The 13,929-nt window shown below is 40.5% G+C and carries 14 protein-coding genes and 1 other RNA gene; 4 read left to right on the plus strand and 11 right to left on the minus strand.

All coding sequences use genetic code 11. From position 1 onward, the window contains the following. Window positions 1-98: 98 nt before the first annotated feature. The 6 genes from J1G40_RS14420 to J1G40_RS14445 all read right to left on the minus strand — a co-directional run bounded on the left by J1G40_RS14420 (window position 99) and on the right by J1G40_RS14445 (window position 5,425). Window positions 99-641, minus strand: a complete 543-nt coding sequence (locus J1G40_RS14420; RefSeq protein WP_265243357.1) for a lysophospholipid acyltransferase family protein — start codon at window positions 639-641, stop codon at window positions 99-101. Between the two features lie 106 nt (window positions 642-747). After that, window positions 748-1,875 (minus strand): iron-containing alcohol dehydrogenase family protein, encoded by a 1,128-nt coding sequence (locus J1G40_RS14425; RefSeq protein WP_265243358.1) that lies wholly within the window; start codon window positions 1,873-1,875, stop codon window positions 748-750. Between the two features lie 4 nt (window positions 1,876-1,879). Continuing rightward, window positions 1,880-2,581 (minus strand): HAD family hydrolase, encoded by a 702-nt coding sequence (locus J1G40_RS14430; RefSeq protein WP_265243359.1) that lies wholly within the window; start codon window positions 2,579-2,581, stop codon window positions 1,880-1,882. Continuing rightward, a complete protein-coding gene (gene kdsB, locus J1G40_RS14435) occupies window positions 2,572-3,300 on the minus strand; it encodes a 3-deoxy-manno-octulosonate cytidylyltransferase (protein WP_265243360.1) in 729 nt (242 codons plus the stop codon). Before kdsB ends, J1G40_RS14430 begins: the two co-directional genes overlap by 10 nt. Window positions 3,301-3,321: 21 nt before the next feature. After that, window positions 3,322-3,891 (minus strand): DUF4126 domain-containing protein, encoded by a 570-nt coding sequence (locus tag J1G40_RS14440; RefSeq protein WP_265243361.1) that lies wholly within the window; start codon window positions 3,889-3,891, stop codon window positions 3,322-3,324. 94 nt (window positions 3,892-3,985) lie between these two features. After that, a complete protein-coding gene (locus J1G40_RS14445) occupies window positions 3,986-5,425 on the minus strand; it encodes an ATP-dependent DNA helicase (RefSeq protein ID WP_265243362.1) in 1,440 nt (479 codons plus the stop codon). Between the two features lie 103 nt (window positions 5,426-5,528). On the opposite strand from J1G40_RS14445, the gene J1G40_RS14450 reads away from it, so the two are divergent. Genes J1G40_RS14450 through rsmD form a run of 3 tightly spaced genes read left to right on the plus strand, consistent with a single transcriptional unit; the run spans window position 5,529 to window position 7,532 of the window. After that, window positions 5,529-6,179: a hypothetical protein gene (locus tag J1G40_RS14450; protein ID WP_265243363.1), complete on the plus strand. Its 651-nt coding sequence runs from the start codon at window positions 5,529-5,531 to the stop codon at window positions 6,177-6,179. Continuing rightward, complete coding sequence (locus J1G40_RS14455; RefSeq protein ID WP_265243364.1) at window positions 6,157-6,990, plus strand: DUF3822 family protein; 834 nt, start codon at window positions 6,157-6,159, stop codon at window positions 6,988-6,990. Before J1G40_RS14450 ends, J1G40_RS14455 begins: the two co-directional genes overlap by 23 nt. Next, window positions 6,990-7,532 (plus strand): 16S rRNA (guanine(966)-N(2))-methyltransferase RsmD, encoded by a 543-nt coding sequence (rsmD, locus tag J1G40_RS14460; protein WP_265243365.1) that lies wholly within the window; start codon window positions 6,990-6,992, stop codon window positions 7,530-7,532. Before J1G40_RS14455 ends, rsmD begins: the two co-directional genes overlap by 1 nt. A gap of 22 nt (window positions 7,533-7,554) precedes the next feature. On the opposite strand, the gene rnpB is transcribed toward rsmD, so the two are convergent. Beyond that, window positions 7,555-7,874, minus strand: an RNA gene (rnpB, locus tag J1G40_RS14465) — RNase P RNA component class A. Window positions 7,875-8,007: 133 nt separating this feature from the next. On the opposite strand from rnpB, the gene J1G40_RS14470 reads away from it, so the two are divergent. Beyond that, window positions 8,008-9,795, plus strand: a complete 1,788-nt coding sequence (locus J1G40_RS14470) for a DNA polymerase III subunit gamma/tau (RefSeq protein ID WP_265243366.1) — start codon at window positions 8,008-8,010, stop codon at window positions 9,793-9,795. Here J1G40_RS14470 and J1G40_RS14475 read toward each other — a convergent pair. From J1G40_RS14475 to J1G40_RS14490, 4 genes are read right to left on the minus strand one after another with little or no spacing between them, the layout of a single operon-like run. Next, window positions 9,790-10,143, minus strand: coding sequence for a transmembrane 220 family protein (locus J1G40_RS14475; protein WP_265243367.1), 354 nt, complete (start codon window positions 10,141-10,143; stop codon window positions 9,790-9,792). The two genes, J1G40_RS14470 and J1G40_RS14475, sit on opposite strands and share 6 nt — an antisense overlap. Before the next feature lie 19 nt (window positions 10,144-10,162). Beyond that, the gene (locus J1G40_RS14480; protein WP_265243368.1) at window positions 10,163-11,551 is read right to left on the minus strand and encodes an alkaline phosphatase family protein; all 1,389 of its coding nucleotides are present in this window, start codon (window positions 11,549-11,551) and stop codon (window positions 10,163-10,165) included. 4 nt (window positions 11,552-11,555) lie between these two features. Continuing rightward, window positions 11,556-12,749 (minus strand): metabolite traffic protein EboE, encoded by a 1,194-nt coding sequence (eboE, locus tag J1G40_RS14485; RefSeq protein WP_265243369.1) that lies wholly within the window; start codon window positions 12,747-12,749, stop codon window positions 11,556-11,558. A 3-nt stretch (window positions 12,750-12,752) separates the two neighbouring features. Beyond that, window positions 12,753-13,922 (minus strand): 3-dehydroquinate synthase, encoded by a 1,170-nt coding sequence (locus J1G40_RS14490; RefSeq protein ID WP_265243370.1) that lies wholly within the window; start codon window positions 13,920-13,922, stop codon window positions 12,753-12,755. Window positions 13,923-13,929: the final 7 nt, after the last annotated feature.

A 13,929-nucleotide genomic window follows, 5' to 3' on the forward strand; every position in this document is an offset into this window, starting at 1 on the left:
TAGTTTTACTTAGTGGAGAAATTACAGAAACTTTAACATAATCGTTGAAATACACTATTTTGTTAAAAACAGAACCGCTTAACGTTTTTTTCTGCATTTCATCGAAAGCTGTATTCCGGGACTTTACCCACAACCCCTTTAAAAAAGTCCTGGTAATTTTTAAAGTCGGTCTCCATATTATCAGTAGGATATTGCAGCGGGGATATTTTAACCTGTTTCTTTCCAAAATCAAAGGCTACCAAAACAATTGGCACTTTTGCTGCTTTGGCAATATAATAAAACCCGGTCTTCCATTTGGTCACTTTTTTCCGTGTTCCTTCCGGCGATAACCCCAATCTAAATTCTTCTTTACTGTTGAATATATCCACTACTGCAGTAACAGTATCGTTAGAAGTACTCCTGTCTATTGGGGCCCCACCCATCCATTTAAAATACCAGCCAAAAGGAGGTTTAAAGAGGCTCTTTTTTCCAATAAAGTTGATCTTTTTATTCACCACACGCCGCACCAGCAAACCCATAAAAAAGTCCATCCAATGGGTATGTGGCACCACTATTACCACGCATTTCTTTGCCTCAGGAAATTCTCCTATAAGCTTCCAGCCCAAAATTTTGAAATAGATAAATTTGGCAAGTAGGTGCATAAAAATGTTTTGTAAGCTTTATTAGATATCAAAAACCAAAGCTAAAGAAATTAAAGCAGGAGCAGTAATATGCGGTAAACAATAATGCAAGAAAACAGAATTAGGGTTAGATCTTGTTGTATATAGCCCTTAATTTTTCCGGGCTAATGATCTTGCGCCAATCTTTCCCAAGTGCGTTTTCCCATAGAGGTTGCATTCCCAGAGATACGCGGATCATGGTTTCAAATTGGGCTTCACTTAGTCCTTTGCATATTCCTGTGGGTAATATTATTCCGTGTTTTTGTCTCATTTTGTTGAACAATGCTACTCCTTCCGGATAAAATTCCTGAAGATGCTGAAAGACCAGGCAGTTACCAATTCCGTGTTTAACCCCTAAAACATAAGACAAGCCGTAACTCATGGCATGGGCCACCCCAACCTGGGAGTAAGCGATACTCATTCCGCCATGCCAGGAAGCCATCATAAGTTTGTCGCGGGAAGCTTCAGGCGGTAAATCGCCCAGGAACACTTCCATACATAAATCGAGCGCCTTTTCACCATAACTCTGACTAAACGCATTAAGATATGTGCCGTTTAAAGATTCTATGCAATGAATAAAACAATCCATCCCGGTATAAAACCACTGCTCTTTTGAAACGCCTGCCAATAATTCCGGATCCAGAATTACCTGATCAAAGGTGGTGTAATCCGAATTAATCCCCAATTTCATTTCCGGCCCCATCAATACCGTTGTTCTGGAAACTTCTGCTCCGGTACCGCTAATGGTAGGTATCCCCACATGGTATATTGACGGCTTCTGTACCAGGTCCCATCCCTGATACTCTGAAGCACTGCCTTTATTGGTAAGCATCAACGCCACTGCCTTTGCCAGATCTAACAGGGTGCCCCCGCCAATCCCGACAATTCCGGAAGGAAGCTCGGAATACTCTTTTATTATTTCTGCAACTATGGTATCTACCTGTTCGGTCTTGGGTTCCTCTTCTGCCGATATAAAAATTATCTGGTCATTAAAAATCCTGGGGATTCTACTGACCAACTCCTGCTGCATAAAAACATCATCTATCAAAAACAGCATCGGGGCATCAGAATTTTTCCTGTGCGGCATTAGAATCTCACCTAATTGACCAAAACTACCAGCTCCGAAGATGACCCTGGGAACCATCGGAAAATTTCGGTACCTGGTATTTGCTTTACCTGTGACTGGCTGTACCTCTAAATCTTTATTAAACTCCATAGCATTAATTAAGGTGCTTTAGTATCTCAGTTATTTTGTTTACAGTTAGGTGGTTGTTGGTATATTGATCTATTGATACTTCTTCGTGTGCCCATGTGGTATGAAAGGGAACATGAATGGCTTGTGCTCCTATATTCACTATGGGTAATACATCTGATTTCAGCGAATTTCCAATCATTAGAAATTCATTTACTGGCACTTCCAGATGCTCTAACAGATTAATGTAATTTTCTTCCTTTTTATCACTTAGTACTTCTACATGGTGAAAATATTTTGTCAGCCCGGATCTGTCTAATTTGCGCTCCTGATCCAGGAGATCTCCCTTGGTCAGTACAATTAATCTGTAGTCTTCTACCAATTGCTTCAGCACCTCTTCTACTCCATGCAGTAGTTCTACCGGGCGGGCAATCATTTCTTTACCAAGATTCAAAATTGTTGTAATGGTTGCTAGGGGAACCTTATTGTCGGACAAATCCAGGGCAGTTTCAATCATAGAAAGTACAAAGCCTTTGATTCCGTAGCCATACAGTCTCAAATTCTGCATTTCCATTTTAAATAATTCCTGATCTATTTTATTCTTCGTTTCATAATTTTCCAGGAGGTCCGCAAATTTTTCTTCTGCCTCTCTAAAATAGGTCTCGTTTACCCATAAGGTATCATCGGCGTCAAAACCGATTACTTTTATGTTGCTGTAATCTAAATCCATGCTGCTTTCGCCCTTTCCAGATCTTCAGGGGTATCAATTTCAATACCACTGACATTTGTTTCAACCATTTTAATTTTTTTCCCATATTCCAAATACCGAATAGCTTCAATTTTTTCGGCTGCCTCTAAAGGAAGCATTGGTAATCTCCTGAAATCCATTAGTGCCCTTTTTCTAAAGGCATAAATCCCTTTATGCTTAAAATACGGGATATTTTTTGCTCCGGATCTCGGATATGGGATGGGGGAACGAGAGAAATATAAAGCAAAGTTTCTATTATCCACAATAACTTTTACGGTATTGGGATTGTTTATTTCTTCTTCATTATCTATTGGCGTCATTAGAGAGGCAAGGTCTATCTCCTGCTCATCATCGTTTTCAAAAACTGCAAGTACACCGGCCAGACTTTTTTTGTCTGTAAAAGGTTCATCCCCCTGTACATTAACAATGATATCCGCGTTCATTTCCATTACCGCCTCTGCTATTCTGTCCGAACCACATTCGTGCTCCTCGATGCTCATAATAGCTTTACCTCCTGCATTTACAATGGTATCAAAAATAATCTTGCTATCTGTTACAACATATACCTGATGAAATAACTTAGTTTTCAATGCCGCCTCATAGGTTCTTAGAATCACAGGTTTTCCAGCCAAATCCTCCATCAACTTGCCAGGAAATCTGGAAGCTGCATAACGCGCCGGGATCATTGCTATGATATTCATTGTAGATTGTTTTGAAACTTGCTATGTCTTGGCTCTGGGCCTTAACTTTCTATAGATTGCAAAGATGATGATCAAAATTATGATAACCAAAATTGCGGCCAAAACTGGTGCAAAAATTGAAGCCACCGTAACTACTGCTGCCGTACTTGTTTCTACAGCAGACACCACCGGATTTCCCAAACCTCCTGTAGAGGCAGTGGAAACCAATCTTCCCGAAGCCGAAGCACCTTTAATGGCCGAAGCCGTCCCACCACCGGCAATTATTGCAAGAGACCAGGTTACCACCGGGTCCAGATTGGCAACGGTAGATACCATTACTGCGGTACCCGCTATTGCGGCAAGGGGTATTGCAATACTATCCAGGAGATTGTCTACCCAGGGTATGAAATAAGCAAAGATTTCAATTACTGTTGCTACCCCTAAAGTAATTACAGCAGCAAGGCTGCCTACCCACTCCCAACTGTCATTAAGATCCCAAACTCCGAAATACGAAGCCAGACTTAAGGCAAATAGGGGTAGAAATACCCGGAAGCCTACAGATGCGGCCAAACCCACACCTAAAAAAATACTTATGATGGTCTCTGAAGTCATCCTGAATAATTGTTTTATAAAAGCACTTAGGGCCGATTAATTTCGGAATACTACTTTCAAAAATAGTTCCAAACTAGGGCTTCACTAAAATAAGTTATTCCCCCCCAACAAAAAAATCGTTTTTAAAACCTATCAGGTAGAGTTTTTCCCTTGCCCTGGTCACAGCTGTATACAACCATCTGAGGTATTCTTTGTCTATGCCATTAGGCAGATAGGGTTGTTCAACAAACACCGTACTCCATTGCCCTCCCTGAGATTTATGACAGGTAATTGCATAAGAGAATTTTACCTGTAGCGCATTAAAGAATTTGTTGTTCTTTATTGCTAAAAATTTCTTGTAATTAGATTTCTCATGGGCGTAATCTTTCTGCACCTCCAAATAAAGCCTGTTGCCATCTTCATAAGGAAGAGAAGGAGTTTCGGCCATTATGGTGTCTAATATCAGTACGGTCTCAAAGGGTCTCTGGTTAGGATAATCTACCATCTGCACTTTTACCTCCGCAAATTTAAACCCGTATAATTCCTTAAATGCAAATATTTCTAATATCTCAATGATATCGCCATTGGCAATAAACCCGGCTTCAGAATTGGGCCGAAGCCAGAAATAGTTGTTTTTAACCACCATCATATAATCTCCCACCGCCAAATCGTTCTCCAGAAAAAGGATTCTCTCCCTGATATTCTTATTATAAAGATTTGCGCGCTTATTGGAACGCACTATAAAAGCGGTCTCTTCACGGCCATGAAGCTGATAGGCCTCCTCTATGGCTTCTTGAATATCAAAACCTTCTACCAACCTTATTATATCTGTATAGGGATCTACATCGAACTGAAAAGCATCATAAAAATTCCCCTGAAGTTGTTCCCTGAGATTGGTGGCATTCATTAATATCCCCGAATCTTCAGATTGTCTTACCACCTCATCCAATTCCATAAAAACTACCTCCTTGTTGTAATTTCTAGCCAGTTTAGCCTCATCCAGGGCCGGACTTAAATCTAAATGCACCGGGGGTAATTGAGCGGTATCCCCTATGAGTATTAATTTGCAGTTGTGTCCGGAATATACATACTGCAGCAAATCGTCTAAAAGAGAACCGTTCTCAAAAAGTTTGGAATCTGCAGGGGTATCCGGGATCATAGAGGCCTCATCAACAATGAAGATAGTATCTCTGTGTTTGTTAGGTGCCATCACAAATTTTACGGCACCCCCCTTTTCCTTTTTAGGGAAGTAGATCTTTTTATGGATGGTAAAAGCTTTGGTATTGGAATAATTGGACATCACTTTGGCCGCCCTCCCGGTAGGAGCCAAAAGCACCGCTTTCCTTTTTGTCTTCCAGAGGTTAGTTACAATATCTCCTACGATGGTCGTCTTACCTGTACCAGCAAATCCTTTTAACAAAAAGATTTCATCCCTGGTATCTGATAGAACAAAATTGGCCAATTTTTCTAATGCCACTTCTTGTTTTATAGTTGGAAGGTGAGGAAATTTTTCCTTGAGAATCTTATAAAAAGAAGGGGCTGTAAGCGTAGTCATAGGGCCTCAAAGATAATCAGGATTTTTGGGGGAAAAGCTTTTACGATTAAAAAAAAATTGTAGATTTGTGATTAGCACTCAAAATAATTAACTCAACTAAGAAATGAAAGTCGTAATTCAAATTGTTCTTTGGATAGTATGTATTGTTCTAGGTTACCTTATCTATGGATCTGTAACAGGACCTATTGAATTTGCCAAGGTAAAACAAGAGCGTTATTCGCAGGTTATTGCAAAGCTTAAGGATATTAGAAATTCTCAGGAGGCATATAAAACTGTTACTGGTAAATACGCCAATGATTTTAACTCGCTTATAAGTTTTGTGGATACCGGAAAATATACCATTACCCAACAAAGAGACTCTTCTTATATGGAATTTGATAAAGTGTATCAGATAGACCTTCTTAGAGAAGTTAAAATAATTGATACCCTGGGCTTTGTTTCTGTAAAAGATTCCTTATTCAAAAATGACGACCGCTACAAATCCATGATGAATGTGCCAGGTGCACAAGGAGGTGAGAAATTTACAATGAAAGCAGATGTGATTGATAAAAGTGGATACAGGGCACCTGTATTTGAAGCAAAAGTTGCTAAGAACGTTATTTTGGGAGATCAACCTGCAGATCTGCTAACCAGGGAAAATGCACAAATTAGTGTGGAAGAAGTCAATGGTAGCGAAATAAAAGTAGGTTCGCTAACAGAAGTGAGTACTAGTGGGAACTGGCCACCAATCTATGACAAAAAAGGAGACCAATAATCCGGAGAATTCCCTGGATAATAGTTATCATAAATTGTCCATTCAGGTTAGCCTGAATGGACTTTCTTTTTGCGTTTTTGATACTATTGCCAATAGTATTCCGGTGAGCAAGCATATAGATTTTGGGAAAGAGCTATCTCCATACGAGGTTCAAAAGGAACTCAAAGAGCTGGTTGATGCCAGTAATATAGAGGACTACCGCTTTTCCGAGGTAGTGGTAATTCACAGAAACAATCTTTTTGGGCTGGTACCCAAAGCATTATTTAATAAGGAGGAACTACCTAACTACCTTAAATTTAATACCAAAATACTAGCCAATGATTTAATAGCTTATGATGAGATTGAAAGTTATGACATGGTTAATGTATATGTTCCCTTTGTAAACATTAATAATTTCATTTACGATCTGTTCGGGGAATTTGAATACAAACACAATGGTACAGTGCTTATAGAGGCCTTGTTAAATACCCACTCTAATGGAAAAGAACCTATTTGTTATGTTCATGTCTCGGAACAGCAAATGGATATTACGGTACTCTCACAAAAGAAATTACTCTTCTACAATAGCTTTAAGTTCACTACCAAAGAAGACTTTATATATTACTTGCTATTTACCCTTGAACAATTAAGCCTGGATACAGCAGCGGTGAAGCTACGCCTTTTTGGAGCCGTTGAAGAGACCGATGAGATCTATGGCATTTGTTATGAGTATATACAACATTTATCTATTTTTATTCCTCCAAGTTCTAGCTATCCTATAGAAGGCATGGCCAATGACGCCATAGACTTTACTGTAATCAACGCTTTGTAATGCGCATAATATCTGGCAAATATAAGGGCAGGCGTATCACAGCACCTAAAAAGTTACCAATAAGGCCTACAACGGATATGGCCAAAGAAGCATTGTTTAATATTTTAAATAATTCTTATTACTTCGAAGATCTTGAAGTTTTGGATCTTTTTGCCGGGTCGGGGAATATTAGTTATGAATTTGGCTCAAGAGGCGCTACAAAAATAGTGAGTGTTGATGCCAATTTTCGTTGTATTAAGTTTATTTCGGCCACAGCAACTGCATTAGAATTAGAAATAGAAGCGGTTAAGAGCGATGTATTTGCCTACCTGGAAAAGACCACATCTAAATTTGACATCATTTTTGCAGACCCTCCATACGATCTGTCTCCCGATAAATTTGCTGAAATTCCTAAACTCACATTTGATAGAGCATTGTTACAAGAAGGGGGGGTGCTTGTTATAGAACACTCTAAACACACCGATCTCTCCCATCTGCATCATTTTACTCAACAACGGAAATACGGAGGTAGTGTATTCAGTTTTTTTGAAGCAGCACCATAAATACTTTTATAGGGTTGGTATAAAAAAAAGCAGGTCATAAGCCGGATCCTGTATCCCCACCAAAGTGAGGCTCCTTATCATTTATCTGGACCTTTGGTTGCCCAAAAGCTCTAGCCGTCTACCCTTCAGCTCGGGCGTGCAACCCTCAAACACTGATATACATGACGTTGCACCACATAGAGTTTACCTGATTTCACTACAGCATTACCTGTACTTGCTTTCTGTTGCACTTGTCCGCCTCGCCAATGGCGAGTGACGGGTGTTACCCGCTATGTTGCACTGTGGTGTCCGGACTTTCCTCTCCCCGCCTGAATGGCGGATAGCGATAAGGTGACCTGCCGAAATACAAAATTAGTCTAATTGTTGATAAAAAAGAGTTTAATATATCTTAAAAAAAAGGCACAAACCATTGCTATTTCTATATTTGTATAAGACCTCAGGGGGTGCCTGAGGATTATGTTGTAATCTAGTTTATTTGGAACCTTTTATTGTATCGGCCAGGAAGTACAGACCCCAGACATTTAAAGATGTTGTTGGGCAAGAGGCTATTACCAATACACTTACCAACGCCATTGAAAATAACCACCTGGCGCAGGCCCTGCTTTTTACCGGCCCCAGGGGAGTTGGCAAAACCAGCTGTGCACGAATCCTGGCAAAGCAGATAAATTCTGACGGTTCTGAGGCGGAAGATGAAGATTTTGCTTTTAATATTTTTGAACTCGATGCGGCCTCCAACAACTCTGTAGATGATATTCGAAGTCTTATAGATCAGGTGAGGATTCCTCCCCAGGTAGGCAAGTATAAGGTGTATATTATAGATGAGGTACACATGCTTTCACAATCGGCATTTAATGCCTTTTTAAAGACCCTCGAAGAGCCTCCAAAGCACGCCATCTTTATACTGGCCACCACAGAGAAGCACAAAATTATTCCCACTATACTGTCCAGGTGTCAAATATTCGATTTTAAGCGAATTACCGTGAAAGACGCTGCTGAATATTTAAAATATATAGCGGAGCAACAAGGCGTGGAAGCAGAGGATGATGCACTGCATATTATTGCGCAAAAAGCCGATGGAGCCATGCGCGATGCCCTCTCTATTTTTGACAGGGTAGTTAGTTTTTCTGGTAAGACATTAACGCGAAAAGCCGTAACAGAGAATCTGAATGTTCTGGATTATGACACCTATTTCGCTACCACCAACCTTATTCTTGAGCACAATATCCCGGAATTGCTACTTCTTTTAAACAATACCCTCGCCAAGGGGTTTGAAGGGCATCATTTTATTAACGGACTTGCCTCTCATTTCAGAGATCTGATGGTATGCAAACACGAGAACACCGTGCCTTTGCTAGAAGTTGGTGAAACGGCCAAAAAACAATATTTAGAGCAGTCTGCTAAAACTTCTGAAGATTTTCTCCTTAAGGCCATTGACATTGCCAACGATTGTGATCTGAAGTACAAGACCAGCAAAAACCAAAGATTATTGGTAGAGCTCACCTTAATGAAACTCGCCTCAATTAATTTTGACGAGCAAAAAAAAAATCCTAATTCCTTAGTTGAGGGTAAAACTAGCTTAATTCCCGCCTCCTATTTTAGCCAAATACAAGATCCGGAGCAACCAAAAGTTACTATCGATACAATATCGCCCTCAGTAGCCGGGGTACCTATTAGCGAGGTAGGCGAGAAAATCTCGGAAGAACAAGAGGAGCTCAAGGAACAATTGCCTGTGGCTGAACCCAATGATGATGATGTTTTGGTCTCAGAACCTCCAAAAAAAATAAGTATAAAGGAAAGGACCAAAAGAGTTTCCGGCTTATCACTTTCTAGTCTTAAAGCCAAAAAGGAACACGAGAAAATTAAAAAGGAAAATGAGATAGACGAAGCAGATTATCCTACGGCGCCATTTAAGGAAGAAGAAATGCAGCAGTATTGGGAAGAATTTGTTAAGAAACTGGATGACCAGGGCAGAAAGATCCTGGCCTCAAACTTAAATGTAGACCTGCCTAAATTAATAGACGAAACCACCATTGGAATTGTACTTCCCAATTATACCATGAAAAAGGAAATTGAGCGAGAACAGCACGATCTGATGATGTACCTAAAGAAGAATCTCAATAATTATGCTATCACCCTCAAGGTGACGGTCAATGAAGAAACAGCCAAAAAGTTTGCCTTTACCCCGGAAGAGAAATACAACAAACTTCGGGAGAAAAACGCCACTATAGATGTTTTGAGAAAGACATTCGACCTGGACCTATGATTTAGATCCAAACCGTATTCTCATGGCATATACAAGCATCACCACAGAAATAATTAAGGTGCCCAGGGCTTCCCTTCCTTTTTCTATGTTTACAATATCTCCTTCACCAATAGTAACTCCTTCAAATTGCTCCGGCCAATTCCAGAAAGTTCCTATAAGGTAAAGAACACATAATAGTGCCGCCAGGTTATAATTTAATTTGCCCATAAAGAAGAGTATAGATGCCAGGGCCGCTACTCCATAAATTAGATACCATATTAAGGCATCCGGGTCATTGTATTGTACCACGGCTCCATAAATAAACATGATCGAAAAAACTAGGGAAAGAATTTTGAATAAGGTCTTCATTGGTTCTCGGTTTTAATTATTAATCAGTGCTGTTATCGTCCAAAACATGTTCCTCTATCAGGGAACATATATCTACCGGTGAAAGAGGCGATACTGGCAGGCTGTTTTTTCTTGTTGAAATAAACACCGGGAAATCATCCGTATCTTCCGGTATTCTGCCATGAGAGCCCTTCACCAATTCTGCCTTAAGCGGAATAATGTTCATGACGGTCCTAAAACCCATCTTTTTCTTTAGCAATTTCCCTATTACCTTAGGCACTACCAACTTATCTGAGGGGTCTGTCAGCATTTCCACCGGGTCGTAACCGGGTTTTTTATGAATATCAACCATGCGAGCATAATCTGGCGCCCTGGCATCGTCTAACCAAAAGTAATACGTAAACCAGGAATCTTTATCGGCAACTACCACTAAATCTCCAGCTCTGTCGTGCTGCAAATGTTGCTGAGCAATTTCTTCCGGCCCCAATACCTGCTGAACGCCTTCAACACCCTGGAGCAATAGACGTACCTCATCTTTTAGGGATTTATCGTTCAGATAAATATGCGCCATTTGATGATCTGCAACCGCAAAAGCCCTGCTGGCACCCGCATCTAATAATTCTAGCCCCCTTTCTTCGCGGATGGCAATATATCCATGCTCTCTTAATATCCTGTTCAAATGTACGGGATGACTAACATTGGTAATTCCGTATTCGGAAAGGAGTATTATTTCACAATCCTGCTTTTCATAGTAACTAACCAGATGTTTAACTACTTCGTCTATCTCCCTTAAATCTACGGCTATTTTATCAAAATTCAGCCCATGCCGCTGCAGGTTATAATCCAGGTGAGGTAAATATACCAAAGTTAATGTAGGCTGGTGAAGTTCATCTGTTGCGATAGTAGCGTCTGCAATCCACCGACTGGATTTTATGCTGGTCTTAGGGCCCCAGAAATGGAAGAGCGGAAAGGTACCCAGCTTTTCCTGTAACGAATCTCTTAAATTGGAAGGCTCTGAATATACATCTGGAATTTTTCTCCCATCGGCCAAATAGTTTGGCCTTGGGGTAACGCTGTAATCTGCATTAGAATACATATTGTACCACCAGAACAGGTTGGCTGCAGTAAAACCAGCATCTTTTTGTTTCAATCTGTCCCAAATTTTCTCTGCGGTCACCAGCCGATTACTTTGCCTCCAGAACTTTACTTCACATTCGTCTTTAAAGTACCAGCCATTCCCTACAATGCCATGTTCAGCAGGCCATTTGCCTGTAAGATAGGTGCTTTGCACAGCACAGGTCACTGCCGGTAACATGGGTTGTATAACAGTAGCCTGCCCTTTATCAAGGAACGATTTAATAAATGGGGTATGCTCGCCTATTAGTCTGTTTGTAAGCCCTACTACATTTATGACTATCGTTTTCTTCATTTTTTTAAAGTCTTTCTTTGAGCCAGTTGATCTCCCTCACTACAGATGCAACGAGGTCTTTTTTTAAAGCGGCTGGCAAAACATCCCAGGTATAGGTTTCTATCTCAAGATGATCTGAAATTTGTTCCTCTTTAAGTACCTCAATAACCTTTAGAATGTGATCTTGAGTAGAATAAAGGGCTTCAAACTGTTCTAAAAAAATAGGAACATGAAAATGTGCCCTCAGTTCTTTAAAGTTGGGTTTAGCCTTGAGCAAAGCAGGCAGATCATTATAAGTTCTTACCTGGTCTCCAATTTTTTCTGTAACCTGATGCAAATAGGTAGGTTCATCAAAACGGGAAAGCGTTTCCCAAATAGCATTGTTTTGTTGTTGGTCTGACAAGATCTTCAAAGCTGCACTCACCTGTATTTTTCCTATACCAATGCCCTTACCTGCCAGCTTCTTAAACGTCGCCATTGGTTCCTCATAGGCAAGGGAAAAATGGCAGATATCATAACATAAGGTTATATACCTGAGAATATATTTCCGGGATTCTTCTTGATCCCAGGCATGCTTAGACTTCAATTGGGTAGTGGCGATGGGTATGAGATAATCTTCAAAAAAACGGATCACCTCATCGCTGTTCTCCAATAAGCCATCGGGCTCTGGCTCTATATCTAAATGTAAATACTTCCCTGTTTGTTCTTCAATTTGATAAAGATGGGAGATAATTTCCGTAAAGTGTTTGGCTCCGGTTTCAAAAGCCGAATTAATATCTTCCTCGGAAGTATGCCAGTGCCTGTAAGTAATTGGTGAGGTAGAGATGCCGCCTGAAATACCTGCGGGCAGCAAAATAGCCAATTGTTGAAACAGCCTTTTTGTATAGCTTAGCCGCTTCGGGGTGGTCCAGTCTGGCGCGTGTACTTTATCTTTTACCCGCTCATCATGAAAGTTGCCATAAGGAAAACCGTTCATAGTAAAGACATAGACGTCTTCAGTATCGAGCCACTTTTTAAACTGCGAAAGATGGTCCTTTTCATTGAGCTGTTCACTTGCTTTATTCGAGAGCCGAAGGCCCAAACCAAAAGGAATATTTGGAGCCACCTGCTTTTTTATTTCAGGAACGTATTTTTTTATATGTTTAAAGGTATTGTCCCAATCCTGACCCGGATGTATATTGGTGCAATAGGTAACGTGATGTTTGCCCTTTATCAGCATCGGCTAAGCCACATTTAGTTTAGATCTGTTGTTGAGGTGGGTAATTGCCTCTTTCATCACCTCCATATCAATTTGGTGTACATCGTATTTTTTGCCTATTCCATTGATAAGGGTAATGGTAAGTTCCCCGCCAAGGTGCTCCCTGAATTCCTGTATGCCATTTAAGAGCTCATTAATCTCGGAATCTGTTTTTACCGGAATCTGGAGATCAAAACCAATCTGCTGCATCACCGTGATGATTTGATCCAGTACCTGAGCCGGGATAAGCCCTGTAAGATGGGCGTAAGTAACATCTAAGGCCATACCCTTGGCAACGGCTTCGCCATGCCTGATTTTATAATTAGACATATGTTCTAATTTGTGGGCTGCCCAATGTCCAAAATCAAGCGGCCTGGAGGATCCGTTTTCGAAGGGATCTCCTCCACCGGCAATATGTTGCATATGCATTTCGGCACAGCGGTAAATGGTATACTGCATGGGCTCCATTTCCCTCTCCCTAAGTTCTCTGGTGTGTTTACGTACATAATCAAAGAAGGAAGCGTCTTTAATCAGCGCCACTTTTATGGCCTCCGCGATTCCTGCAATCCAATCGCGCTGCTGCAAAGTGGTCAGGAAATTGTTGTCATTTATTATGGCATAAGGGGGCGCAAATGTGCCAATAAAGTTTTTCTTGCCAAATATATTTATGCTGTTCTTTACCCCTACTGCAGAGTCGTTTTGCGACAGTACTGTTGTGGGTATTCTGATGAGTTTAACCCCTCTATGGGCAATTGCAGCGGCATAACCCGCCATATCAATAACAGCCCCACCACCTATCACAACAACAAAAGAATGCCTGCAAATACCATTTTCGTTGACCCCTTTGAGCACTTTATTAAGGCTCTTTTCAGAATTTTTGGTCTGCTCTCCACCCTTCACAATGATACTCTGGGTAAGTTGAATGGTCTTTTTATGGGTATTGCAATAGCGATCTATTTTTGCGAGAAGATCTTTGTGCTTTTTTACCACTCCGTCATCAACAATAAACAGTACTTTACTTGTTGAGTTGGGCTTATAGGTGGCCATGATATCTCTGAACAGCGTATTTTCAGTATCAAACAGTCCATTTGTAAAATACAATTTATAGGCATAGGCCACTGAAAAAGACTGTTGTATAGGTTTTAATTCCATCATAAATCTA

Source organism: Muriicola sp. Z0-33 (assembly GCF_026126425.1).
Taxonomy (GTDB): Bacteria; Bacteroidota; Bacteroidia; order Flavobacteriales; family Flavobacteriaceae; genus JAFMPW01.

Excerpts from the sequence above, each read along its gene's own strand:
- J1G40_RS14420 (WP_265243357.1), bottom strand. The coding sequence starts at position 641 with ATGCACCTACTTGCCAAATTTATCTATTTCAAAATTTTGGGCTGGAAG.
- J1G40_RS14425 (WP_265243358.1), bottom strand. The coding sequence starts at position 1,875 with ATGGAGTTTAATAAAGATTTAGAGGTACAGCCAGTCACAGGTAAAGCA.
- J1G40_RS14430 (WP_265243359.1), bottom strand. The coding sequence starts at position 2,581 with ATGGATTTAGATTACAGCAACATAAAAGTAATCGGTTTTGACGCCGAT.
- kdsB (WP_265243360.1), bottom strand. The coding sequence starts at position 3,300 with ATGAATATCATAGCAATGATCCCGGCGCGTTATGCAGCTTCCAGATTT.
- J1G40_RS14440 (WP_265243361.1), bottom strand. The coding sequence starts at position 3,891 with ATGACTTCAGAGACCATCATAAGTATTTTTTTAGGTGTGGGTTTGGCC.
- J1G40_RS14445 (WP_265243362.1), bottom strand. The coding sequence starts at position 5,425 with ATGACTACGCTTACAGCCCCTTCTTTTTATAAGATTCTCAAGGAAAAA.
- J1G40_RS14450 (WP_265243363.1), top strand. The coding sequence starts at position 5,529 with ATGAAAGTCGTAATTCAAATTGTTCTTTGGATAGTATGTATTGTTCTA.
- J1G40_RS14455 (WP_265243364.1), top strand. The coding sequence starts at position 6,157 with ATGACAAAAAAGGAGACCAATAATCCGGAGAATTCCCTGGATAATAGT.
- rsmD (WP_265243365.1), top strand. The coding sequence starts at position 6,990 with ATGCGCATAATATCTGGCAAATATAAGGGCAGGCGTATCACAGCACCT.
- J1G40_RS14475 (WP_265243367.1), bottom strand. The coding sequence starts at position 10,143 with ATGAAGACCTTATTCAAAATTCTTTCCCTAGTTTTTTCGATCATGTTT.
- J1G40_RS14480 (WP_265243368.1), bottom strand. The coding sequence starts at position 11,551 with ATGAAGAAAACGATAGTCATAAATGTAGTAGGGCTTACAAACAGACTA.
- eboE (WP_265243369.1), bottom strand. The coding sequence starts at position 12,749 with ATGCTGATAAAGGGCAAACATCACGTTACCTATTGCACCAATATACAT.
- J1G40_RS14490 (WP_265243370.1), bottom strand. The coding sequence starts at position 13,922 with ATGATGGAATTAAAACCTATACAACAGTCTTTTTCAGTGGCCTATGCC.